The organism is Streptomyces sp. NPDC086023 (assembly GCF_044540325.1).
Classification (GTDB): domain Bacteria; phylum Actinomycetota; class Actinomycetes; order Streptomycetales; family Streptomycetaceae; genus Streptomyces.
The window spans coordinates 86,023-106,734 of sequence record NZ_JBITRX010000012.1 but is presented as its reverse complement, the minus strand read 5'-3'; the positions used below and the strand labels follow the sequence as shown (position 1 = coordinate 106,734).

Annotated in this window: 20 protein-coding genes and 1 tRNA gene; 5 read left to right on the top strand and 16 right to left on the bottom strand. The window is 73.6% G+C overall.

The window, feature by feature from the left end; translation table 11 throughout:
• Window positions 1-97 precede the first annotated feature (97 nt).
• Window positions 98-592, top strand: a complete 495-nt coding sequence (locus tag ACIF6F_RS23720) for an SsgA family sporulation/cell division regulator (protein ID WP_399949792.1) — start codon at window positions 98-100, stop codon at window positions 590-592.
• 60 nt (window positions 593-652) lie between these two features.
• Here ACIF6F_RS23720 and ACIF6F_RS23715 read toward each other — a convergent pair whose 3' ends face one another.
• Window positions 653-2,863, bottom strand: a complete 2,211-nt coding sequence (locus ACIF6F_RS23715; RefSeq protein ID WP_399949789.1) for an MMPL family transporter — start codon at window positions 2,861-2,863, stop codon at window positions 653-655.
• Window positions 2,864-2,966: 103 nt separating this feature from the next.
• A complete protein-coding gene (locus tag ACIF6F_RS23710) occupies window positions 2,967-3,557 on the bottom strand; it encodes a TetR/AcrR family transcriptional regulator (protein WP_399949786.1) in 591 nt (196 codons plus the stop codon).
• 233 nt (window positions 3,558-3,790) lie between these two features.
• Here ACIF6F_RS23710 and ACIF6F_RS23705 point away from each other — a divergent pair, with 233 nt between their 5' ends.
• Complete coding sequence (locus ACIF6F_RS23705; protein ID WP_399949784.1) at window positions 3,791-7,066, top strand: S41 family peptidase; 3,276 nt, start codon at window positions 3,791-3,793, stop codon at window positions 7,064-7,066.
• Between the two features lie 86 nt (window positions 7,067-7,152).
• Here ACIF6F_RS23705 and ACIF6F_RS23700 read toward each other — a convergent pair whose 3' ends face one another.
• Genes ACIF6F_RS23700 through ACIF6F_RS23690 form a run of 3 tightly spaced genes read right to left on the bottom strand, consistent with a single transcriptional unit; the run spans window position 7,153 to window position 10,591 of the window.
• On the bottom strand, window positions 7,153-8,037 hold the full coding sequence (locus ACIF6F_RS23700; RefSeq protein WP_399949781.1) for an SDR family oxidoreductase: 885 nt from the start codon (window positions 8,035-8,037) through the stop codon (window positions 7,153-7,155).
• On the bottom strand, window positions 8,034-8,957 hold the full coding sequence (locus ACIF6F_RS23695) for an alpha/beta fold hydrolase (protein ID WP_399949778.1): 924 nt from the start codon (window positions 8,955-8,957) through the stop codon (window positions 8,034-8,036). Before ACIF6F_RS23695 ends, ACIF6F_RS23700 begins: the two co-directional genes overlap by 4 nt.
• On the bottom strand, window positions 8,954-10,591 hold the full coding sequence (locus tag ACIF6F_RS23690) for a flavin-containing monooxygenase (protein WP_399949775.1): 1,638 nt from the start codon (window positions 10,589-10,591) through the stop codon (window positions 8,954-8,956). The genes ACIF6F_RS23695 and ACIF6F_RS23690 overlap by 4 nt, the downstream gene beginning before the upstream one ends.
• 167 nt (window positions 10,592-10,758) lie before the next feature.
• Here ACIF6F_RS23690 and ACIF6F_RS23685 point away from each other — a divergent pair, with 167 nt between their 5' ends.
• Complete coding sequence (locus ACIF6F_RS23685; RefSeq protein WP_399949772.1) at window positions 10,759-11,493, top strand: MerR family transcriptional regulator; 735 nt, start codon at window positions 10,759-10,761, stop codon at window positions 11,491-11,493.
• Window positions 11,494-11,511: 18 nt separating this feature from the next.
• Here ACIF6F_RS23685 and ACIF6F_RS23680 read toward each other — a convergent pair whose 3' ends face one another.
• The 3 genes from ACIF6F_RS23680 to ACIF6F_RS23670 all read right to left on the bottom strand — a co-directional run bounded on the left by ACIF6F_RS23680 (window position 11,512) and on the right by ACIF6F_RS23670 (window position 14,436).
• Entirely contained in the window at window positions 11,512-12,303 is a 792-nt protein-coding gene (locus ACIF6F_RS23680) for an exodeoxyribonuclease III (protein WP_399950190.1), read from the bottom strand.
• 101 nt (window positions 12,304-12,404) lie between these two features.
• Entirely contained in the window at window positions 12,405-12,890 is a 486-nt protein-coding gene (locus tag ACIF6F_RS23675; protein ID WP_399950187.1) for a GNAT family N-acetyltransferase, read from the bottom strand.
• Between the two features lie 178 nt (window positions 12,891-13,068).
• Window positions 13,069-14,436, bottom strand: a complete 1,368-nt coding sequence (locus ACIF6F_RS23670; protein WP_399949769.1) for a CoA transferase — start codon at window positions 14,434-14,436, stop codon at window positions 13,069-13,071.
• Between the two features lie 207 nt (window positions 14,437-14,643).
• Between ACIF6F_RS23670 and ACIF6F_RS23665 the strand changes: the two genes are divergently transcribed.
• Window positions 14,644-14,919 (top strand): DUF6355 family natural product biosynthesis protein, encoded by a 276-nt coding sequence (locus tag ACIF6F_RS23665; protein ID WP_399949766.1) that lies wholly within the window; start codon window positions 14,644-14,646, stop codon window positions 14,917-14,919.
• A 105-nt stretch (window positions 14,920-15,024) separates the two neighbouring features.
• Here ACIF6F_RS23665 and ACIF6F_RS23660 read toward each other — a convergent pair whose 3' ends face one another.
• Entirely contained in the window at window positions 15,025-15,231 is a 207-nt protein-coding gene (locus ACIF6F_RS23660) for a 4-oxalocrotonate tautomerase family protein (RefSeq protein WP_399949763.1), read from the bottom strand.
• Window position 15,232: 1 nt separating this feature from the next.
• Window positions 15,233-15,667: a nuclear transport factor 2 family protein gene (locus ACIF6F_RS23655; RefSeq protein WP_399949761.1), complete on the bottom strand. Its 435-nt coding sequence runs from the start codon at window positions 15,665-15,667 to the stop codon at window positions 15,233-15,235.
• Window positions 15,668-15,802: 135 nt separating this feature from the next.
• Between ACIF6F_RS23655 and ACIF6F_RS23650 the strand changes: the two genes are divergently transcribed.
• Window positions 15,803-16,729 carry a LysR family transcriptional regulator gene (locus ACIF6F_RS23650; RefSeq protein WP_399949758.1) on the top strand — a complete coding sequence of 309 codons (927 nt, stop codon included), beginning with the start codon at window positions 15,803-15,805 and terminating at the stop codon, window positions 16,727-16,729.
• Between the two features lie 123 nt (window positions 16,730-16,852).
• Here the strand turns inward: ACIF6F_RS23650 and ACIF6F_RS23645 are convergent, their stop codons facing one another.
• From ACIF6F_RS23645 to moaC, 6 genes are all read right to left on the bottom strand, one after another.
• Window positions 16,853-17,416 carry a hypothetical protein gene (locus ACIF6F_RS23645; protein WP_399949755.1) on the bottom strand — a complete coding sequence of 188 codons (564 nt, stop codon included), beginning with the start codon at window positions 17,414-17,416 and terminating at the stop codon, window positions 16,853-16,855.
• A gap of 194 nt (window positions 17,417-17,610) precedes the next feature.
• Window positions 17,611-17,684, bottom strand: a tRNA-Ala gene (locus ACIF6F_RS23640).
• 106 nt (window positions 17,685-17,790) lie between these two features.
• Complete coding sequence (locus ACIF6F_RS23635) at window positions 17,791-18,843, bottom strand: hypothetical protein (RefSeq protein ID WP_399949752.1); 1,053 nt, start codon at window positions 18,841-18,843, stop codon at window positions 17,791-17,793.
• Between the two features lie 175 nt (window positions 18,844-19,018).
• Window positions 19,019-19,624, bottom strand: a complete 606-nt coding sequence (locus tag ACIF6F_RS23630; RefSeq protein WP_399949749.1) for a GNAT family N-acetyltransferase — start codon at window positions 19,622-19,624, stop codon at window positions 19,019-19,021.
• Window positions 19,625-19,641: 17 nt separating this feature from the next.
• Window positions 19,642-20,235 (bottom strand): molybdenum cofactor biosynthesis protein B, encoded by a 594-nt coding sequence (locus ACIF6F_RS23625; RefSeq protein WP_399949748.1) that lies wholly within the window; start codon window positions 20,233-20,235, stop codon window positions 19,642-19,644.
• Window positions 20,232-20,711, bottom strand: coding sequence for a cyclic pyranopterin monophosphate synthase MoaC (moaC, locus tag ACIF6F_RS23620; RefSeq protein WP_399949745.1), 480 nt, complete (start codon window positions 20,709-20,711; stop codon window positions 20,232-20,234). Before moaC ends, ACIF6F_RS23625 begins: the two co-directional genes overlap by 4 nt.
• Window position 20,712: the final 1 nt, after the last annotated feature.

The window sequence follows — 20,712 nt, the reverse complement described above, 5'->3', positions numbered from 1 at the left end:
ACTGGCAAGAGCGTCCACATGCCAAAAAGCGAGGGAACGTTTCCCCTGAAATATGCGACATTGGGGATAAATGCCGCGAGTGTGAGGAGCCCGATCCGTGAGTTCCCCGATCGAAGAGCGCGTCCGCGGCCGGGTCGTGACGGACGATCCCCTCTACCGGGTGATCCCGGTCGCCCTGCGGTTCCTGCCGGACGAGCCACTCGCCGTGCGCATCGTCTTCCCCGCCGGGATCTCCCCCGAGGGCACCGAGAACGAGTGGGTGCTCGCCCGCACCCTGCTGGAGACCGGACTCCAGGCCCCGACCGGCACCGGTGACGTCCGGGTCTGGCCGTGCGGCCGGGTGCAGGCGGTCGTCGAGTTCCACTCCCCCGACGGCGTGGCCGTCGTCCAGTTCGACACCTCCGCACTGCGCCGCTTCCTGCGCCGGACGTACGCCGTCTCGCCGACCGGTGCCGGCGCACCGAGGTCCGCGCTGCGGGCCGGTGCGGCCGGGCCCGCGGCCCGGGGTGCCGCGCCCCCCGGGGCCGCGGCGTCCGCCCCGCACACGAAAGGGCCCGGCCGCACCGCGATGGTGCGACCGGGCCGTCCGTGACCCGATGGGACCGGGCCGTCCGTGAGGGCGCGCTCCGGCGGCGGCAGTCCGCCACCGCCGCTAGACGCCGACCAGCTCCCGCTGCGCGTCGGCCCCCGGCTCGCCCGGGCCCTGGGCGGCGTCGTCGCCGAGGTGCTTGCGCAGCCCCTCGCCCTCGACGTCGACGTTCGGCAGCAGGCGGTTCAGCCAGCCCGGCAGCCACCAGGCCTTGTGGCCCAGCAGCGCGAGCACGGCCGGGACGATGGCCATGCGGACCACGAAGGCGTCGAAGAAGACCGCCACCGCCAGGCCGAAGCCGATCATCTTGACCATCTGCTCGCTGGAGCCGATGAAGCCCGCGAAGACCGCGATCATGATGACCGCCGCGGCCACGACCACCCGGGCGCCGTGCTGGAAGCCGGTGACGATGGCCTGGCCCGGGCGCTCGCCGTGGACGTACGCCTCGCGCATCCGGGTGACCAGGAAGACCTCGTAGTCCATCGCGAGGCCGAAGACCACGCCGACCATGAAGATCGGCATCATGCTCATGATCGGGCCGGTCTGCTCGACGCCGAACAGCGAGCCCAGCCAGCCCCACTGGAAGACCGCTACCACGGCGCCGAGGGCGGCGACCACGGAGAGCAGGAAGCCGAGGGCCGCCTTGAGCGGGACCAGCACCGAGCGGAAGACCACCATCAGCAGCAGGAAGGCGAGGCCGACGACGAGCGCCAGGTAGGGCAGCAGCGCGTCGTTCATCTTCTGCGAGAAGTCGATGTTCATCGCGGTCTGGCCGGTGACGAGCACGTCGTCGCCGCTGGCGTCGCGGATGCCGTGGACCAGGTCCTCCGTCTCGGGCGAGGACGGGCGGTCCTTCGGCACCACGGTGATCATCGCGGTGTCGCCGGCCTTGTTGAGGGTCGGCGGGGTGACCGCGACCACGCCCTTCAGGTCCTTGATCTGCTCGACCGTGCGGTCGGCGGCGGCCTTGTTGCCGTCCACGACCACCAGCAGCGGGCCGTTGAAGCCGGGGCCGAAGCCGTCGGACAGCATGTCGTAGGCCTTGCGCTGGGTGGTGGAGACCGGCTGCGCGCCGTCGTCCGGCAGGCCCATCTCCAGCTTGCTCGCCGGTACGGCGATGACGCCCAGGCCGATGACGCCGGCCAGCAGCACCATCACGGGGCGGCGCAGTACGAAGCGGGCCCAGCGGGTGCCCATGTTCGGCTTCTCCGCGGCGGCCGCGGACTTCTCCCTGCCGCCCCCGAAGAGCCGGCTCTTGGTGCCCATGGGCAGCACGCGGCGGCCCGCGAAGCCCAGCATCGCCGGGATCAGGGTGAGGGCGACCAGGACGGCGATGACCACGGTGCCGGCGGCCGCGAAGCCCATCTTGCTGAGCATCGGGATGTTCACCACGGCCAGGCCCACCAGGGCGATGACCACGGTGAGGCCGGCGAAGACCACGGCCGAGCCCGCGGTGCCGACCGCGCGGCCGGCGGCCTCGTCGCGCTCGCGGCCCTCGGCCAGCTCCGCGCGGTAGCGGGAGACGATGAAGAGCGCGTAGTCGATGCCGACCGCGAGGCCGATCATCATCGCGAGGGTGGAGGTGGTGCTGCCGAGGTCCAGTACGTTCGCCAGGGCGGTGATGGACGAGACGCCGATGCCGACACCGAGCAGCGCGGTGAGCAGCGGCAGTCCGGCCGCGACCAGCGAGCCGAAGGTGATGACGAGGACGATGCCGGCCACGACGACGCCGACGACCTCGCCCGGGCCGCTCTCCGGCACGGACATCAGCGCGTCGCCGCCGATCTCCACCTTCAGGCCGGCGGCCTGGGCCTCCTTGCCGGACTCCTTGAGGGCCTCACGGGTGTCGTCGGTCAGCTCCATGCCGCTGACCTTGTACGTCACCTGCGCGTAGGCCGTCTTGCCGTCCTGGCTGACGGCGTGGCCCTGGTACGGGTCCACGACGCGCTCGACCTGGTCCGAGCCGGACTTCAGGTCGGCGACGACCTTCTCCACCTCGGCCTTGGCGGCCGGGTCGGTGATCTTCTTGCCGTCGGGTGCCTTGAAGACGACCCGGGCGGTGGCGCCGTCGGCGCGGGAGCCGGGGAAACGCTTCTCCAGCAGGTCGAAGGCCTTCTGGGCCTCCGTGCCGGGTATCGAGAAGGAGCTGGACGTCGGAGTGGCGGCCGAGGCGGCGCCGAAGCCGGCGAGCACCAGCAGCGCCACCCAGACGAGGGCGACGAGGCGGCGGCGCCGGAAGGCGCCCCTGCCGAGGCGGTAGAGGAAGGTGGCCACGAGGTGGTTCTCCCGTTCAGGTCGTGGTGCGGATCAGGGCATGCGGAAGCCGGCCCGACGACGAGAGCGGCGTGTCAGGTGGTCCTCAGGGGAAGGTGCTGGGTCAGACGCCGAGGGCGGGGAACACCACGGAGTCGATGAAATCGGCGAGGAACGCGCGGTCCGGCGTGCGGTCCTCCATCAGCGGCAGCGCGATGAACGCGCCGATGAGCATGTGCGGTACGAACCTCAGGGCGGGACAGTCCCCGGCCACCTCGCCCCGGTCGACGGCCCGGCGCAGCATCGCGTCCAGGCCGGTGATCTCGGGCTCGATGAGCAGTTCGCGCAGTGCGGTGTGGAGCTCGGGGCTCTCGTGCACCGCGTGGGCCAGGCCCCGCAGCAGGGCGGTGTCCTTGGCCATCTGCGCGTCGTCGGACTTCTCGACCATCACCGCGAAGTCGCCGCGCAGCGAGCCCGTGTCGATCTCCCGGAGGGAGACCGGCTGGGTGCAGCGCAGGGCCTTCGCGACCAGCTCCGGCTTGCTCCCCCACTGGCGGTAGAGGGTGGCCTTGCTGGACTTCGTACGTGCGGCGACGGCGTCCATGGTGAGCGCCTCGTACCCGACCTCGCGCAGGAGGTCCAGTACCGCCTCGTGCAGCTCGGCCTCCCGCTCGGGGGTGATCCGGCTGCGCCGTGAGGCGCTCGTGTCCGCCATCGTTCCGGACTCCCATCCAAACGAAACCGTTCCGTACTCTTAAGACCATACCCCCGCGGGCTCGCGAAACGAAACCGTTTCGTTTCGCTTTTGAGGTGGGCTCCGTCACGCCTCGACGCCGCTCCGACGCCGACTCGACCACGCACCCGCCCCCGCCTGACCGCACGCGCGTTCGCATCACGCGTTCGTCTGTACGAGTTGCCGGGCCCCCCTGGCGCGGAAAGCATTGGGGGGTGAGTCACGACGTCGCGTACCTCCGGTTCCCGCACCTGCACGACGACCTCCTGTGCTTCGCCGCCGAGGACGATCTGTGGGTCGCCCCCCTGGTCCCCGAGGGCGAGACCCCCGGCCGGGCCTGGCGGATCACCGTCGACCGCACCCGCATCGGCCATCCCCGGTTCTCCCCGGACGGGTCACACATCGCCTTCACCACCTGGCGCAGCCTCGACCCCGAGATCCACCTGGTGCCGGTGGACGGCGGCACCGCCCGGCGGCTGAGCCACTGGGGCTCCACCGACACCCGGGTCTGCGGCTGGACCCCGCCGGACAAGGACGGCCGGAGCGACATCCTCGCCGTCTCCTCGCACGGCCAGCCCTTCTCGTACTTCTCCTGGGCCTACACCCAGGCCACCGACGGCAGCCCCGGCAAGCGCCTGCCCTGGGGCCCCGTCTCCGACATCGCGGTCGCCGAGACGGACGGCGAGCGCAAGACCCTGCTCCTCACCGGCAAGCCCCCGCACGAGCCGGCCGCGTGGAAGCGCTACCGCGGCGGGGCCACGGGTCGGCTGTGGCTGCACGGCGAGCAGCTGCTGCCGGACCTCGGCGGCCACCTCGACTGCGCGATGTTCGTGGCCGGGCGGATCGCCTTCCTCTCCGACCACGAGGGGATCGGCAACCTCTACTCCTGCCTTCCCGACGGCACCGACCTGCGGCGCCACACGGACCACGACGAGTTCTACGCCCGGCACGCCTCCAGCGACGGGCGGCGCGTGGTCTACCAGTGCGCCGGGGACCTGTGGCTGGTCGACTCCCTCGAACCGGACGCGGAGCCGCGCAGGCTGGCGGTCCGGCTGGGCGGCGCGCGCACGGGGCGGCGTACGTACTCGGTGCCGGCCGCCAGTCACGTCGACTCCCTCTCCGTGGACGCCACCGGGCGGGCCAGCGCCGTGGTCGTGCGCGGCTCGCTGTACTGGCTCACCCACCGCGACGGGCCGGCCAGGACCATCGCGGACACCCCGGGCGTGCGGGTGCGGCTGCCCGAGATGCTGGGCGCGGGCGGCCAGGTCGCGTACGTGACGGACGCCGAGGGCGAGGACGCGATCGAGATCGCGTACCTGCCCCGGGCCAGCGGCCACCGCGAACCGCGGCGGCTGGCCTCCGGGGACCTGGGCCGGGTCCTGGAGCTGGTCGCCGACCCGGACGGCGAGCGGCTGGCGGTGGCCGCGCACGACGGACGGCTGCTCCTCCTGGACGCCACGGAGGAGTCCACCGGCGAGGCCACCGAGCTGATCAGGTCCATCAACGGCCCCGTGAAGGACCTGGCGTTCTCCCCCGACGGCGCCTGGCTGACCTGGTCCCACCCGGGCATCGGCCGGTCCCTGCGCCAGATCAAGATGGCCCGGATCGCCGGGCCCGGCGCCCGCACCATCGTGGACGTCACCAACGGCCGCTTCGAGGACGAGAACCCGGTCTTCACGCGGGACGGCCGCTACCTGGCCTTCCTCTCCTGGCGCGGCTTCGACCCGGTATACGACGTGCACACCGGCGACCTCTCCTTCCCCCTGGGCTGCCGCCCGTACCTCGTCCCGCTCTCCTCCGCCACGCCCTCCCCCTTCGCGCTGCTGCCCGACGGCCGGCCGGCGGCGGGCGGGCTCGACCCGACCGAGAGCGAGGGAGGCGACGGCACGGTGACGGTCGAGGTGGAGGGGCTGGAGAACCGGGTCACCCCCTTCCCGGTGACCGCCTCCAAGTACTCGGCCCTGTACCCGGTCAGCGGCGGCGGCCTGGTCTGGATGCGGTGGCCCATCTCGGGCGCGCTGGGCGAGACCTTCGCCAACCCGGCCGACACCTCCGGCAAGCCCTCGCTGGAGCACTTCGACATCACCAAGGCCCGCAAGACCGAACTCGTCGGCGACCTCGACTGGTTCGCGGTCAGCGGCGACGGCACCCGCCTCGTCGTCGTGGACGACGGCGACCTGCGCGCCGTGCCCGCCACCGAGTCCGGCGACGGGGACTCCACCGTCTACCTGGACCTGCGGCGGATCCTGCACGAGGTGGACCCGGCCGCCGAGTGGCGGCAGGCGTACGAGGAGGCCGGGCGGCTGATCCGGGCGTACTTCTGGGACCCGAAGATGTGCGGGATCGACTGGGACGGCGTACTGGCCCAGTACCGGCCGCTGGTCGAACGCGTCGCCTCTCCCGACGAGTTCGCCGACCTGCTGCGCGAGGTGCTCGGCGAGCTGGGCACCTCGCACGCGTACGTGGCCGCCGCCCGCCGCAACGAGGGTCCCCCGCACTACCAGCGGGCCATGGGCCTGCTCGGCGCCAACCTCGTGCCGCGCGAGGAGGGCTGGGTGGTCTCGCGGATCCTGCCCGGCGACTCGTCCGACTCCAAGGCCCGGTCCCCGCTGGCCGGTACGGGCATCCGCGAGGGCGCCGTCCTCACCCACGTCGACGGCCGCCCCGTCGACCCGGTGACCGGCCCGTACCCGCTGCTGGCCGCGGCCGGCGGCACCACCGTCGAGCTGACCTTCCAGCCGGCCGAGGGCGAGGGCCGCTCCCGGCGGGTGGCGGTCGTGCCGCTCATCGACGAGCGGCCGCTGCGCTACCAGGACTGGGTGGCCAAGCGCCGGGCCGTGGTCCGCGAGGTCAGCGGCGGCAAGTGCGGCTACCTCCACATCCCGGACATGGGCGGCTCGGGCTGGGCCCAGTTCAACCGCGACCTGCGGATGGAGGTCTCCCGGCCCGCGCTGATCGTGGACGTGCGCGGCAACGCCGGCGGCCACATCAGCGAGCTGGTGGTCGAGAAGCTCACCCGCCGCATCCTGGGCTGGGACCTCACCCGCGACGCCCAGGCCGTCTCGTACGCCTCCAACTCGCCCCGGGGCCCGGTCGTCGCCCTCGCCGACGAGGCCACCTCCTCCGACGGCGACATGATCACCGCGGCCTTCCGGCTGCTCGGGCTCGGCCCGGTGGTCGGCCAGCGGACCTGGGGCGGCGTGGTCGGCATGACCGGACGGCACACCCTGGGCGACGGCACGGTCATCACGGTGCCGATGAACGCCGCCTGGTTCGACGAGTACGGCTGGGGCGTGGAGAACCACGGCGTCGAGCCGGACCTCTCCGTCCAGCGCACCCCGCTCGACTGGGCGGAGGGCCGGCACACGCAGCTCGACGACGCCGTGCACCTGGCGCTGGAACTGCTGGAGCGCACCCCCGCCTCGGTGCCGCCGGGCTACAGCGACGTCCCGGACCGCCGCCGGCCCGCGCTCCCGCCGCGGTCCCCCTGAAGCGCGCGGGGCGCGGACCGGGATCCGGTCCACGCTCCGCGGGTCGTGCCGTTCGGGCCGTGTCGTACGGGCCCGCCGGGCGGTGCTCAGTGCGTGGTCGTGCGTTCCTGCTCGTCCGCCGCACCCCCGGCGCCGACCAGGCCCTTGCGCACGTTCCCCAGGCGCGGCTCGAAGCGGCGCATCTCCCGCTGCCCGACGGTGGCGATGATGCCCGGCAGGTAGCCGCGCACCGACTGCATGCCGCGCAGCCACCACTGCGCGTACACGTGCGCGGAGCGCCGCTCGATGCCGGCGACGATCCGGTCCACGGCCGGCCCGAGCGGGTACGTGCGGTTCGACGGCCAGGGCAGCCGTTGGCGCAGCTCGCGCATCACGTCGTCCTGGTCGGCCCCGCGCACCATGTCGGTGTCGGTCCAGGACAGGTAGCCCACGCCCACCCGCACGCCCCTGTAGCCGACCTCGGCGCGCAGGCTGTGCGCGAAGGCCTCGACGCCGGACTTGGAGGCGCAGTACGCCGTCATCATCGGGGCCGGGGTGATGGCGGCCAGCGAGGCGATCTGGAGGAAGTAGCCGCGGCTCTCCATCAGTACGGGGAGGAAGGCCCGCGCGGTGACGGCCCCGCCGATCAGGTTGACCTCGATCACCCGGCGCCAGGCGTCGGGGTCGGAGTCGGCGAACGGACCGCCCGCGGCGACGCCCGCGTTGGCGACCACGATGTCGACCTTGCCGAAGCGCTGCTTGACCTCCTGCGCGACGCGGGCCATGGCCTCGTGGTCGGTGACGTCGGCGTGCCAGTGGTCGCTGTCCGTCGCCAGCCGCTCGGAGACCTCCTTGAGCGCCGCGGGCTCCAGCCCCACCAGCGCGACCTTCGCGCCGCGCGCCGACAGCTTGCGGGCCAGCAGCTCACCGACGCCGCGGGCGGCTCCGGTGACGACGGCGACCTGGCCTTCCAGACTCCTGCGTGCGCTCACGGCGTCTCCTCCTTGGCGGGTACGTACAGCTTCGCGAGTTCGGCGATCCGGCCGGTGACGGCCTCGGGGGCCTCGACGGGGGTCATGTGGCCCATGCCGGCCAGCTCGGTGAGGCCGGCGCAGTCCGGGAGGCGCTCCGCGAGGGAGCGGGCGTGGGTGATGGGGGTGAGCCGGTCGGCGGTGCCGCCGAGCACGGCCGTGGGCACGCGGAGCGCCCGTACCCCCGCGTCCAGGTCGAGGGTGGCCAGCACCTGGGACCAGCCGTGGCGGACGCCGGTCGGGCACGCGTGCACGATGCGCGCGCAGGCCTCGACCTTGTCCGGCGAGGAGCCCGGGCCCATCGTGGCGTACCTGAGCACCTTCCTGGCGACCGGCGTGACGGGCCCGAGCGGGGCGCGGGCGCCGAGCACGGTCCGGGTGACGCGGGTGCGCAGGGCGCCGGCCCTGAGGGGCAGCACGAGCGCCTCGGCGGTCAGCCGGGAGCTGCCGGTGCTGCAGAGCAGGGCCGCGGCGGCGTGCTCGGCGAACTCGGGGCGGTCCGCAGCCGCCATCAGGGTCATGCCGCCCATGGAGTGGCCGGCGAGCACCGCCTTCTCTCCCGGCGCGAGGGTGGCCTTCAGTACGGCGGCCAGGTCGTCCGCCAGGGCCTCCGTGCCGTACCGGCCCGGGGACGCGGGGCTGCGGCCGTGGCCGCGCTGGTCGTAGGCGACCACCCGGTGGGTGGCCGACAGGGCCCGTACCTGCGCCGCCCAGAAGGCCGTGGAGCAGGTCCAGCCGTGGGCGAGCACGACGGCCGGGGCGTCCTCGGGGCCGTGCACCTCGGCGTGCAGCCGGGCGCCGTCGCGGGAGGTGACCACCAGCTCGCGGCGGGCGGCGGGGGGCGCGTAGGGACCGGCGGTGACGTGCATGAGGCGGCTCATGCGGAGGCCTCCCCGGCGGTCTTCGCGGTCCCGGCGGCCTTGGCGGTCCCGGCGGCCTTGGCTTCCTTCGCGGTCCCGGCGGGGTCCTTCGCTTCCTTCGCGGTCTCGGCCGGGGCCTTCGCAGCGGTCCGCGCGGGCGCTGCCGCCTGGGCCGGAACCCGCTTGCCGACGCGCACGATCTCGTACTCGCCCAGGTCGACGGTCCGCGTCTCGCGCCGGAACTCGCCGGTCGTTCCGGGCCAGACGGTGGTGTTGCGGCCCGCGGCGTCGAGGTACCAGCTGGTGCAGCCGCCGGTGTTCCACACGGTCCGCTTCATGCGGTCCTGGACCCTGCGGTTCCAGGCGTGCACGGCGGAGGGGCGGGCGGCGAGCGCCACCCGCCCGCCCAGCACCCCGAGCTGGCGCAGGTAGTCGGCCATGTAGTTCAGCTGGGACTCGATCATGAGGATCATCGAGCTGTTCCCGAGCCCGGTGTTGGGGCCGATGATCGTCATCCAGTTCGGGAAGCCGGCCGCGGTCGCGCCGCGCAGCGACTGCATGCCGTCCTTCCACTCCTCGGCGAGGGTGCGGCCCTCGGCGCCGACGACGCGGTCGGCGATCGGCATGTCGGTGACGTGGAAGCCGGTGCCGAAGACGATCGCGTCGACCTCGGTCTCGGTGCCGTCCGCGGCCACGAGCACCGAGCCCCGGATCTCCTTCAGGCCCGAGGCGACCAGGTCGACGTTGGGCCGGGCGAGCGCCGGGTAGTACTCGCTGGACAGCAGGATCCGCTTGCAGCCGATGCGGTAGTCGGGGGTCAGCTTGGCCCGCAGCTGCGGGTCCTTGATCGCCCGGGCCATGTTGGACTTGGCCAGGGCCTCGATGAAGCCGAGCTGGTTGGGGCGCTTGGTGAAGGCGCTGACCTGGAGTTCCCGGATGCCCCACAGGAGTCCGCGGCGGGCGGCGCGGGTGAAGGGGAGCTGTCGGTGCAGCCACTTCTCGACGCCGGTGATGGCGCGGTCGGTGCGCGGCAGGACCCACGGCGGGGTGCGCTGGAAGAGCGTCAGCCGCTCGACGTCGGGCGCGACGGCCGGGACGATCTGGATGGCCGAGGCGCCGGTGCCGACCATCGCGACGCGCTTGCCTCGCAGGTCGTAGTCGTGGTCCCAGCGGGCCGAGTGGAAGACCTTGCCGGGGAAGTCCGCGAGGCCGGGGACCTCGGGCATCTTCGGGTCGGAGAGCGGCCCGGTCGCCGAGACCACCACGTCGGCGGTGAGGTCGCCGTCCGAGGTCTCGATCTCCCAGTGCAGTTCCTCGGCGTCCCAGCGCATCATCCGGACCTCGTGGTTCAGGCGGATGTGCGGGCGCAGGCCGAAGGTGTCGGCCACGTGCTCCAGGTAGGCGCGGATGTGCGGCTGACCGGAGAAGGTGCGGGGCCAGTCGGGGTTGGGGGCGAAGGAGAAGGAGTAGAGGTGGGAGGGGACGTCGCAGGCGCAGCCCGGGTAGCTGTTGTCCCGCCAGGTGCCTCCCACGGAGCCGGCGCGCTCCAGCACCACGAAGTCGGTGATCCCCTCGCGGCGCAGCCGGACGGCCGCCCCCAGGCCGCCGAATCCGGATCCGACCACCGCCACTCGTACGTGCTCGCGCTCGGCCATGCCGCCGCCCTCCCGCAGTTCGCGACTCTGCCAGCAATCACTGGCACGGTGGAGCGTAGAGCAGCTCCGTACTCATGGGTAGGGGGCCCGCGGGGAAAGTTACCGCCGGTACGGGCCGTCGCCCGACCGGTCCTCTCGCCGGACCCGCGAGCGCTTAGGCTGCGGGTGTGTCGGAACACGAGGCGGAACCCCAGGGCACGGTACGCGAATACCGCACGGAGGAGCTGGCGGATGCGGCCGGGATCACGGTGCGCACCCTGCGCTTCTACCGTGAGCGGAAGCTGCTGCCGCCGCCGCGCCGCGAGGGCCGGATCGCCTGGTACGACGACCACCACCTGGCCCGGCTGCGGACCATCGCGGCCCTGCTGGAGCGCGGGCACACCCTGGGCGGCATCGCGGAGCTGACGGCCGCCTTCGAGAACGGCCGGGACGTGAACCAGCTCGGCGAGCTCCTGGGGCTCGGCGAGGGCGGCGGTCTGGGCTGGTCGGAGGAGACGCCGGTCCGGCTCACCCCCGAGGAGCTGGCCGACTACTTCGAGGGCGAGGTCACCCCGGAGAACCTGGCCGCCTCGCTGGACCTCGGCTACCTGGCGGTGGACGGCGACGAGATCGTGCACGTCAGCCGGCGGTTGCTGGACGTGTCCTCGGCGCTGGTGCGCGAGGGCGTGCCGCTGGCGGCCGTCCTGGAGACGGGGCGGCGGGTGCGGGAGCACGCGGAGGCGCTGGCCGGCCTCTTCACGGAACTGATCGCGGCGCACGTACCGGCGGAGCCAGGGGACACGGCCGGCCCGGTGGACCCGGAGGCGCTGGCCAAGGCCGTGGACCGCCTCCGCCCGCTCGCGAAGAGCGTGGTGGAGGCGGAACTCTCGATGGCGATGGACCGGCGGCTGCGGGGGCAGTGACCGGCTCCGGTCCGCCCGTCAGAGGTCGTAGACCACGGTGACCGGCGCATGGTCGGACCAGCGCTCGGGGTGGGTCTCGGCGCGCTCGACGAAGCCCTTGACGGCCTTCGCGGCCAGCCCGGGCGTGGCGACGTGCAGGTCGATCCGCCAGCCCGCGTCGTTGTCGAAGGCGCGGCCGCGGTAGGACCACCAGGAGTACGGACCCGTCTGCTCGGGGTGCAGGGCGCGCACCACGTCGACGTACCCGCCCTCGTCGCCGTAGACCTTGCCGAGCCACTCGCGCTCCTCGGGGAGGAAGCCGGCGCTCTTGCGGTTGGTCTTCCAGTTCTTGAGGTCCGCCTCGTTGTGGCAGATGTTCCAGTCGCCGCAGACCAGCACCTCGCGCCCCTCGGCGGCCGAGCGGACCCTCAGCTCGGCGAGGTAGGGGAGGAACTCCGCCATGAACCGGTACTTCTCGTCCTGCTTGGCGGTGCCCGCCTCGCCCGAGGGCAGGTAGAGGCTCGCGACCGTCACGCCGGGCAGGTCGGCCTCCACGTACCGGCCGCTGCCGTCGAACTCCTCGCTGCCGAAGCCGACCTGGACGCGCTCGGGGGCGCGGCGCGTGTAGAGCGAGACGCCGGCCCGGCCCTTGGCCGCGGCGGGGGCGTGCAGGGTGTGCCAGCCCTCGGGCTCGCGCAGCTCGTCGGGGATCTGGTGCGCCTCGGCCCGCACCTCCTGCATGCAGACCACGTCGGCGTCGGTGCCGGCCAGCCAGGGCACCAGGCCCTTCTTGGACGCGGCACGGATGCCGTTGACGTTCACGGAGGTCACGGTGATCAAAGCGGGCTCCCCAGATCGGACAAAACGTGGAGAGCCTAACCGGAGCCGGCCCCGCGGCGGCTCCGCGTCTCATTCCCGGGGCGGGGCGGCGCTCAGGGGTTGAGCGGCTTGGCCATGCAGCGGCTGGAGTCGTACGTCCGGTACAGGCCGAACTTCCGGGTCACGTGCGTGTACCCCTCGGACAGGTAGAGCTTGATCGCCTCCGGCTGCTGGTCGCCGGTCTCCAGGGCCATCCGCAGCCGTCCCGCCGCCCGGGCCGAGTCCTCCAGCTCCGCCAGGATGCGCCGGGCCAGCCCGAGCCCGCGGGCCTCCGGGACGACGTACATGCGCTTGAGCTCGGCGTCGCCGTCCGCGTAGCCCTCTTCGTTCTCGTCCTGGGCACGCCAGCCGCCGCTGGCCACCGGCTCGCCCGCGGCGTTGTACGCCAGCAGGTACAGGCCGTTGGGCGGGGTGAACATGCCGGGGTCGAGCGGGGTCGCGTCGCCCTCGCCGTCGTACCGCTGCCGGTACTCGATCTGCACGCGGTCGTTCAGCTCCACCGCGTCCGGGTGGTCGTACGGCGTGGGCCGGATCTCGATGATCCCGTGGTCGGTGCGGCGGGCGGTCCCGTCCGTGGTCCCGTAAGGCATTCGAACATCGTACTGAGCCGTGCCGCGGGGCCCGGGCGGGCCGGGCCTGGTGGGCCTGGCCTGGTGGGCCTGGCCTGGTGGGCCCGGCTCCCTCCCCCGGGCTCGTTCGCCGGCAGGCCGGCCGCCGTCACGGCAGCCAGACCGGCGCGTCCGTGCCCCAGCGGGACGGCGTACGGGACCAGTCGGCCGGTCCGACGGCCACGGGCGGCAGCGCGTGGCGCAGCTCCCCGTACCCGGAGGGCGCCGGGCGCAGCCAGTCCCCGGGGGTGTACGGCTCCTCGCCGGGCGCCACCGGCGCGACCTCCCGCACCAGCCACGAGGCCGTCCCCGCGAGGGAGAGCCGCACGGTGCGGCCCCCGCCCCCGGCGAGCGCCCGCAGCACGGCACCGGCCGTCAGGTACCCCGTACCGTGGTCGAGCGCTTGCGCGGGCAGCACCCCGGGGCGCCCCTCCGCGTCCGCCTCCGCGGCGGAGATCCCGTAACCGGCCTGGACCAGCGAGTCGAAGCCCCGGCGGCCCGACCAGTCGCCGGTCCAGCCCCACGCGCACAGCTCGGCCACGACCAGCCCCGGCCGCCGCTCCAGCAGGGCCTCCGCGGACAGGCCGAGCCGGTCCAGCGCACCCGGCCGGTACCCCGAGACCACCACGTCGGCGGTGGCCAGCAGCTCCTCGAACACCGCCCGGTCCCCGGCGGCGGTCAGGTCCAGCCGCGCCGAGCGCTTCCCGAAGCCGGTGTCGGCGTGCGCGTCGTCCGCCTCGGGCATCTGCGGCGGGTCCACCCGCAGCACGTCGGCGCCCAGCAGTCCGAGCGTGCGGGTGGCGACGGGGCCCGCGATCACCCGGGTGAGGTCGAGCACGCGTACGCCGGAGGCGGGCAGCACCGCGCCGTCGCCGGTGGTGGCGGCCGGCCCGAGCTCCCGTCCCCCGCCGGACCGGGGCCCCCAGGTGACCAGCGGCTGCGGGTCCCCGTACGGCTGCGCCACCGCGACCGCCAGCCCGCCGGCGGCGTACACCCGCTCCTGGACCTCGGCCGCGCGGAGCCCTTCGAGCGCCTTGCGCATCGCCTCGGGGGCGCGGTCGTCGTCGGGGATGCCCAGGGCGCCGAGCAGCGGGCCGCGGTGGTGCGGGTAGTTGGCGTGCGTCCGCAGCCAGCCGTCCGCCGTCCGCCAGAAGCCGGAGAGGGGCGCGAAGCTGACCGGTGCGCGGCCCTCGACGAGCAGGTGGCGCTCGCTGACGAAGGCCGTGGAGACCGCGCCCTCGTCCACGGTGAGCGGGCCGTCGCCGGACCCGGTCCCGCGGCCCGCGCGGACCTCCGCGAGTTCGGCGGCGGCGAGCGAGCAGGCCCCGACGGTGGCCCTGGCGAGTTCGCGCACCGGCAGCCGTCCGGTGCCGAGGGCGCTGCCGCCCCGGTACTCCACGCGTCCGGCCGCCGCCGCGTCGCCACCCAGCGCGGCCCAGGCCTGCGCGGTGGTCTCGTCTCCCCGTGTTGTCGTCATGATCCATTCATGCCACGCCGACGACGGCCGGAGACCGTGCAGTTCGTCACGTCGCGCGGCCGAAACCTCATGCCACTCGAACCGGTGAACAGTTTCGCTCGCCCGAGCGAACCGGCGTGACCACGGACAGTGACACTGGCCACACTCGGTAGCGGCACCGGTGATCGACCGGGGGCCTTCTTCCACTCCTCGACAGGAGCTTTCGCCATGCCCAAGTACCGAGCCCTGACCAGCACGCTCGCCGCCACCGCCCTGCTCTTCGGGCTGTCCACCGCGGTCGCCTCGCCCGCCGCGGCCAACCCCTGCGGCTTCTACGAGACGCACAGCGACGCCTGGTACAACCACTGCGCGACCGACACGCGCGTCATCATCGAGGTCGAGGTGTGGGGCCCCAACTACGAGCGCTGCGTGGGCCCCGGCGACACGTGGCTGGGCTCCGCGAGCAAGATCGACGGCGCCTGGTACGTGGGCCGCACCTGCTGACCGGCGCCCTGCCCCTCTTTCCCGTTCCCTGCCACACCTCCTGACAGGTGGTCCCGCCCGGCGTGCGAGGCCCGGGCGGGACCACCACCTGTTCCCCGGCGGCGCTCAGTCCGCCGCCAGGCGCCGGTACTCCGCGACGGGCAGCCCGCCGATGCCCCAGTCCTCCGGCTCGACCTCGTCGATGACCACGAAGGTGGTCGCGGGGTCCTTGCCGAGGACCTCGGCCAGGAGCCGGGTGACCCCGGCGACGACCTCCGCCTTCTGCGCGGGGGTGACGCCTTCCCGCGTGACCTTCACGTTGACGTACGGCACTTCAGCCTCCTCCGTTCTCGGGGGCGGAGGTCTCGTAGTGGAAGACCTTGGCGACGATCTGCCAGCGCCCGTCCACGTGGACCAGGGTCAGGAAGTCGGTGCAGAAGCGGGGTCCGAGCGCACACTCCACCCGCGCCAGGGCCGTCACCGGCCCGGCGAAGTCGACCGACACGATCCGGTCGCGGCGCCGCTCGCCCCGCGCCGCGGGCGGCTCGCGCCGCGCCACCACCGGGAAGTACGCGTCCATGTTCAGCCGCAGCAACTCGCCCCCGCTGGCGGTGGCGTACACGGCCCCGGGATGGAACACCCCCGCGAGCAGCTCCGTGTCGCCGGCGTACAGCCCGTCGAAATACCGGCCCAGCACCTCGCGGACGGCGTCCTCCCGCCCGACCGCGCCGGGCGCACCCCTCGCACCGGTGATCAATTCCCTGGCCATGTCCGCCGCCTCTCGTCGCAGGTCGCGAGAACAGACGAGAGCCCAGAGGCACTCGCCGGAACCCGCACCCCGACGCTACGAGCGGCCGGCCGATCACACCACGACGGAAAAGGAAGCAAACGATAACGTGGCCTTATGAACCAGGACATGGACGTGCGGGACCTCGAACTCCTCGCCGCCACCGCCGAGTCCGGCTCCCTCACAGCCGCCGCCGAGATCCTCTACGTCAGCCAGCCCGCCCTCTCGCAGCGGCTGACCCGCCTGGAGGACCGGCTGGGCATGCCGCTCTTCGACCGCAGCGGCCGACGGCTGGTCCCCAACGCCGCCGGGAAGCGGCTGCTGGTGACGGCCCACCGGGTGCTGGGCGAGATCCGCTCCGCCACCCGCGACCTGCGGGAGATGCGCGAGGGCCGCGACCGGCGGGTCCGGTTCGCCGCCCAGTGCAGCACCACCCTGCCGTGGCTGTCGCCGGTGATCCGCGCGTTCCGCGAACGGCACCCGGAGGCCGAGGTCCGCATGGAGACCGTCCCCGACGACGCCCCGGTCCCCGCGCTGCTGGCCGACCTCGTCGACGTGGCCCTGGTCACCAAGCCGGACCGGGAGGCCGACCGGGTCGCCCTCACCCGCCTCTTCGACGACGAGATGATGGCCGTCGTACCCGCCGACCACCCCTGGGCCGCGCGTCCGCACCTCACCGCGGAGGACTTCACCGAAGCCCACCTGATCCTCTTCGACGCGTACGACCAGACCCGCGTCCCGTCGGTCCCGCTGCCGCTCCCCCACGGCGCGCGGCCGGCCCGGATCACCACCATGCCGGTGGTCACGGACCTGGTGATCGAACTGGTGGCGGGCGGCCAGGGCGTGACGGTCCTGCCGAACTGGGCCGCGGCCCCGTACGTCGCGACACACGGCCTGGCCCTGGTCCGCCCGGCACCCGACCCCCTGACCCGCACCTGGTCCTGCGCCACCCGCCGGGGCCCCCTCCCGCCCCACGTCGCGGCCTTCGCGGAGGTCCTCACCGAGCACCTCCGCACCCACCCCGCTGTCAGTGCCCGCCCCTAACGTGGCCGCATCGACCCACACACCCGATTGCTGCCGGGCGCGTGGCTACCCGAACCCGCCCCGGCGGCCCCACCAGGGGACAGCGACCGCCGGGGCGGACGCGTACCGCGGGCTCACGGCGGGTCAGGAGTAGGTCATCGGGCACGACCACCGCACCGAGTGCTCCGCCGCCCTGAGGTGGACGGCGGCGTAGAAGGCGGTGTCCAGGTCCTCCGCCCACGGCCCCGGATGGCTGACGGCCGCCGCCGCGGCCTCCTCGCTGTCGAACCAGTTGGTCAGCGCCAGGTTGCCGCCGTCCCGGGGAACCTGCGGGGGAAGCCCGAGCCGCACCGCCAGCCCCCGAGCCGCCTCCAGAGCCCCCCGCGCACTGCCGACCGCGGTGACCTCGCTGTAGGGCGCCGGCACGGACAGCTCGAACACGCCCTTGAACTCGGCCGGTACGAGCAGATCCCACCCGAGCAGCGCGTCGACGACCTCACCCCCGCCCGCCTGAGCCCGGCAGAGCGCCTCGAACCCCTCGATGGGCCGGCTCATCTTCTCCTCGAACCGCACCGACGCCCCAGCCCGCGCCCCGAAGGCCGGCACCCCCCGCCGCCCCAACTCCACACCCAGCGCCCCCGCCAGCCCCCCGTAAACCTCCGGGTCACCCCAGTCCCCGGCATCGACACCGCACAAGTAGATCCCCATACCCGGAACCTAGACCCACCCACCGACACCCGCCCACGGCGCCGACGGCCGATCGGTTCGGGTGGCAGACGGCAGACGGCAGACGGCAGGGACCGCTGGGCGAAAGGGTCCTGAAACGCCGAGATCCCGGCCGGTCTTTCGACCGGTCGGGATCTCGTGACGATTCCCGGTAGCTATCCGAGAACTGTCGTCTGTGGACCTGTGGGGATTTGAACCCCAGACCCCCTCGATGCGAACGAGGTGCGCTACCAGACTGCGCCACAGGCCCTTGCGACGTGTGAAACATTAGCAGGTGATCCGGGCGGCTCCAAAATCCGTTCCCCGGGCGCCTTCGTGCAGGTCATCGCGCGGGGTGCGGGCGGGGCCGCGCCGCGTCACTCGTTCGCGGCGCGGGGGCGGTCGCCGTCCTCGTACTGGTCGAAGAGCGGCGTGCGGCCGCGCTCGCGCGGGCGGCGCTGCGGGGCCGGGCGCTGGCCGCCCTGGGGGCGGATCCCCGGCTGGCCGGGGGCGGCGTCCTGGGCCGGCTTCGCGTCCGCCTTCGGCTCCTGCGGGCGCGCCTTCAGGCGCGGGTCCGTCGGCTCGGCCGTGGACGACCGCGCCGCGCTCCAGCCGTCCGTCACCGCCGGACCGGTGGCCCGGGGGGCCACGGGTGCCGTCACGTACGTCGGCAGCGGCACCGGCACCGGCTCCCAGCTGTCGCCGCGCGCCGGTCCGCGCTCGCGCTCGCGCTGCTGGTCCACCCACTCGGCGTGGTCGGTCTGCTCGACCAGCGCGCGGCGCCCGGCCTCCTGCGGGGAGACGACGGGCGCGGGCTCGGGTTCCGTACGCGGCTCCGCGGCCTCAGGCTCGCGCCGCCGCTGGCCGGTCTCCCGCAGCCGCTGCGCGGCGGCCTCGGCCCGGCGCCGGTCCATCGTGAACGTGAACCGCCGCCGCTCCTGCACCCGCAGGTGGACGATGTACGCGCTCAGCAGGACGGCCGGGACGCCCGGGGCCCACAGGAAGCCCAGGCCGCCGACGGCCGCGACGACGGCCCCCAGCGTGAAGGCGAGGAAGAGGACGGCGGTGGTACGGCGCCGCCGGGCCAGCACCTTGGTGCGCTGCTGGCGCCGGGCGCGCTCGGCCGTGACGACGGCCGGTTCGGGCCGGGTCGGGGGCACGACGACGGCCCGGGCGTCGGCGGAAGGGATCGCTTCCGTCCCGGCGTCCGGGTCCGAATGGGACTCCGCCCCCTCGACACCGCGCTCACGCAGACCCTTGGCGTAACGGCGCTCCATCCCCGCCCGGCCGGACAGCAGCCGGATGGCGGTGGAGAAGCGTTCCGTCGGACGGGCCTCGTTCAGCTCGTCCTGCCTGCGGAGCCACATCGGCACCAAGTAGGCGGCCCAGGCCCCGACAATGACTGCGTAGATGAGGCCGCTGCTGCTCACACCCCACACCGTAGAGGGGTTGGGGCGGCGGCATCGGCCAATTGGGCCGGTGTGTCGCACGATCTGGCTGATATCACGGACTTTTTTTGTGATTCTTCGGATCAGTTTATGGATGAATCGGATTCCAGCCCTGACCCTGGACACAACTCCGGCCGAAATTATTCGAACAGATTTCCTATTTCTGTGGAGTTCCCGGCCGGGCCCGGTGCCAGCGGCTCAGCAGCCCCTCCGGCACCTCCTCGGCGGTCAGGGCGAAAACCAGGTGGTCGCGCCACGCGCCGTCGATGTGGAGGTAGCGCGGTCGCAGTCCCTCCTCGCGGAATCCGAGTTTTTCCACGACCCGCCGGCTCGGCCCGTTCTCCGGGCGGATGCACACCTCGATGCGGTGCAGTCCGACGGTGCGGAAACAGTGGTCCACCGCCAGCGCCACGGCCGTGGGCATCACGCCCCGGCCCGCGACCTCGCGGTCGACCCAGTAGCCCACGTGGCCGGCGCACATCGAGCCCCAGGTGATGCCGGCCACCGTGAGCTGGCCGGCCAGCCGGCCCTGGTACTCGATGACGAACGGCAGCATCCGGCCCGCGTTCGCCTCCGACCGCAGGTGCCGGACCATCTGCCGGTACGTCGGGCGGTGGATCACCGGCCCCCACGGCGCGGGCGGCGGGATCGTCGCCTCCCAGGGGCGCAGCCAGTCGCGGTTGCGCCGGTTCACCTCGCGCCAGGGCCGCTGGTCGCGCAGCCTGATGGGCCGGAGGACCACATCGCCGTCCGCCAGCACCACGGGCCAGGAGGGTCGGTTCAGCTCGGGCTCCCCTCGGGCCGCGGGTGGTCGCCGCCCCGGATCTGGTCCACGGCGTGCACCAGGATCCGCTCCAGTACGGCGAGCCCGTCCCGTACGCCGCCGGTCGAGCCCGGCAGGTTCACGATCAGGGTGCGGCCCGCCACGCCTGCCAGGCCGCGGGAGAGCGCCGCGGTCGGCACCTTCGCCAGCGATTCGGCGCGGACGGCCTGCGGGATGCCCGGGACCTCGTAGTCCAGCACGCGGGCGGTCATGTCGGGGGTCCGGTCCGTGGGCGAGATGCCCGTGCCGCCGGTGGTCACGATGACGTCGAAGCCCTCGGCCACGCCCTCGCGCAGCGCCTGCTCCACCGGGTCGCCGTCCGGCACCACGCGCGGGCCGGCGACCTCGAAGCCGAGCCGGGTCAGGCCGTCCGCGAGCAGCGGGCCGCCCTTGTCCTCGTAGACGCCCGCCGAGGCGCGGTTGGAGCACGTGACGACCAGGGCCCGCAGGCCGGGGGTGTCCGCGGCGGGCGGCTGCGCCGCCCAGGCCTCACCGGCCGCCGGACCCGGACCGTGGCTGTGGCTGTGCGCCTCGCCGCCGCGGGGGGTCACGACCGGCTCCAGTCGCCCGACTTGCCGCCGGTCTTCTCCTCCACCCGGACGTCGGTGATGACCGCGCCCTTGTCGACGGCCTTGACCATGTCGATCACGGTGAGGCCGGCCACGGCGACGGCGGTCAGCGCCTCCATCTCCACGCCCGTGCGGTCCGTGGTCCTGACGGTGGCGAGGATCTCCACGGCGTCGTCGGCGACCGCGAGGTCGACCTTGACGCCGGAGACGGCGAGCGGGTGGCAGAGCGGGATCAGGTCCGGGGTCTTCTTGGCGCCCATGATTCCCGCGATGCGCGCGGTGGCGAGGGCGTCGCCCTTGGGCACGCCCTCGCCGCGGAGCAGTTCGATCACGCGGGGCGCGACCAGCACCCGTCCACTGGCGCGGGCGGTCCGGGTGGTGACGTCCTTCTCGGAGACGTCCACCATCCGGGCCGCGCCCGCCTCGTCGATGTGGGTCAGCCTGCTGTTGCTGCTCATG

Excerpts from the sequence above, each read along its gene's own strand:
- ACIF6F_RS23695 (WP_399949778.1), bottom strand. The coding sequence starts at position 8,957 with ATGAGCCGCCTCATGCACGTCACCGCCGGTCCCTACGCGCCCCCCGCC.
- ACIF6F_RS23645 (WP_399949755.1), bottom strand. The coding sequence starts at position 17,416 with ATGGGGATCTACTTGTGCGGTGTCGATGCCGGGGACTGGGGTGACCCG.
- ACIF6F_RS23690 (WP_399949775.1), bottom strand. The coding sequence starts at position 10,591 with ATGGCCGAGCGCGAGCACGTACGAGTGGCGGTGGTCGGATCCGGATTC.
- ACIF6F_RS23710 (WP_399949786.1), bottom strand. The coding sequence starts at position 3,557 with ATGGCGGACACGAGCGCCTCACGGCGCAGCCGGATCACCCCCGAGCGG.
- ACIF6F_RS23665 (WP_399949766.1), top strand. The coding sequence starts at position 14,644 with ATGCCCAAGTACCGAGCCCTGACCAGCACGCTCGCCGCCACCGCCCTG.
- ACIF6F_RS23650 (WP_399949758.1), top strand. The coding sequence starts at position 15,803 with ATGAACCAGGACATGGACGTGCGGGACCTCGAACTCCTCGCCGCCACC.
- moaC (WP_399949745.1), bottom strand. The coding sequence starts at position 20,711 with ATGAGCAGCAACAGCAGGCTGACCCACATCGACGAGGCGGGCGCGGCC.
- ACIF6F_RS23670 (WP_399949769.1), bottom strand. The coding sequence starts at position 14,436 with ATGACGACAACACGGGGAGACGAGACCACCGCGCAGGCCTGGGCCGCG.
- ACIF6F_RS23655 (WP_399949761.1), bottom strand. The coding sequence starts at position 15,667 with ATGGCCAGGGAATTGATCACCGGTGCGAGGGGTGCGCCCGGCGCGGTC.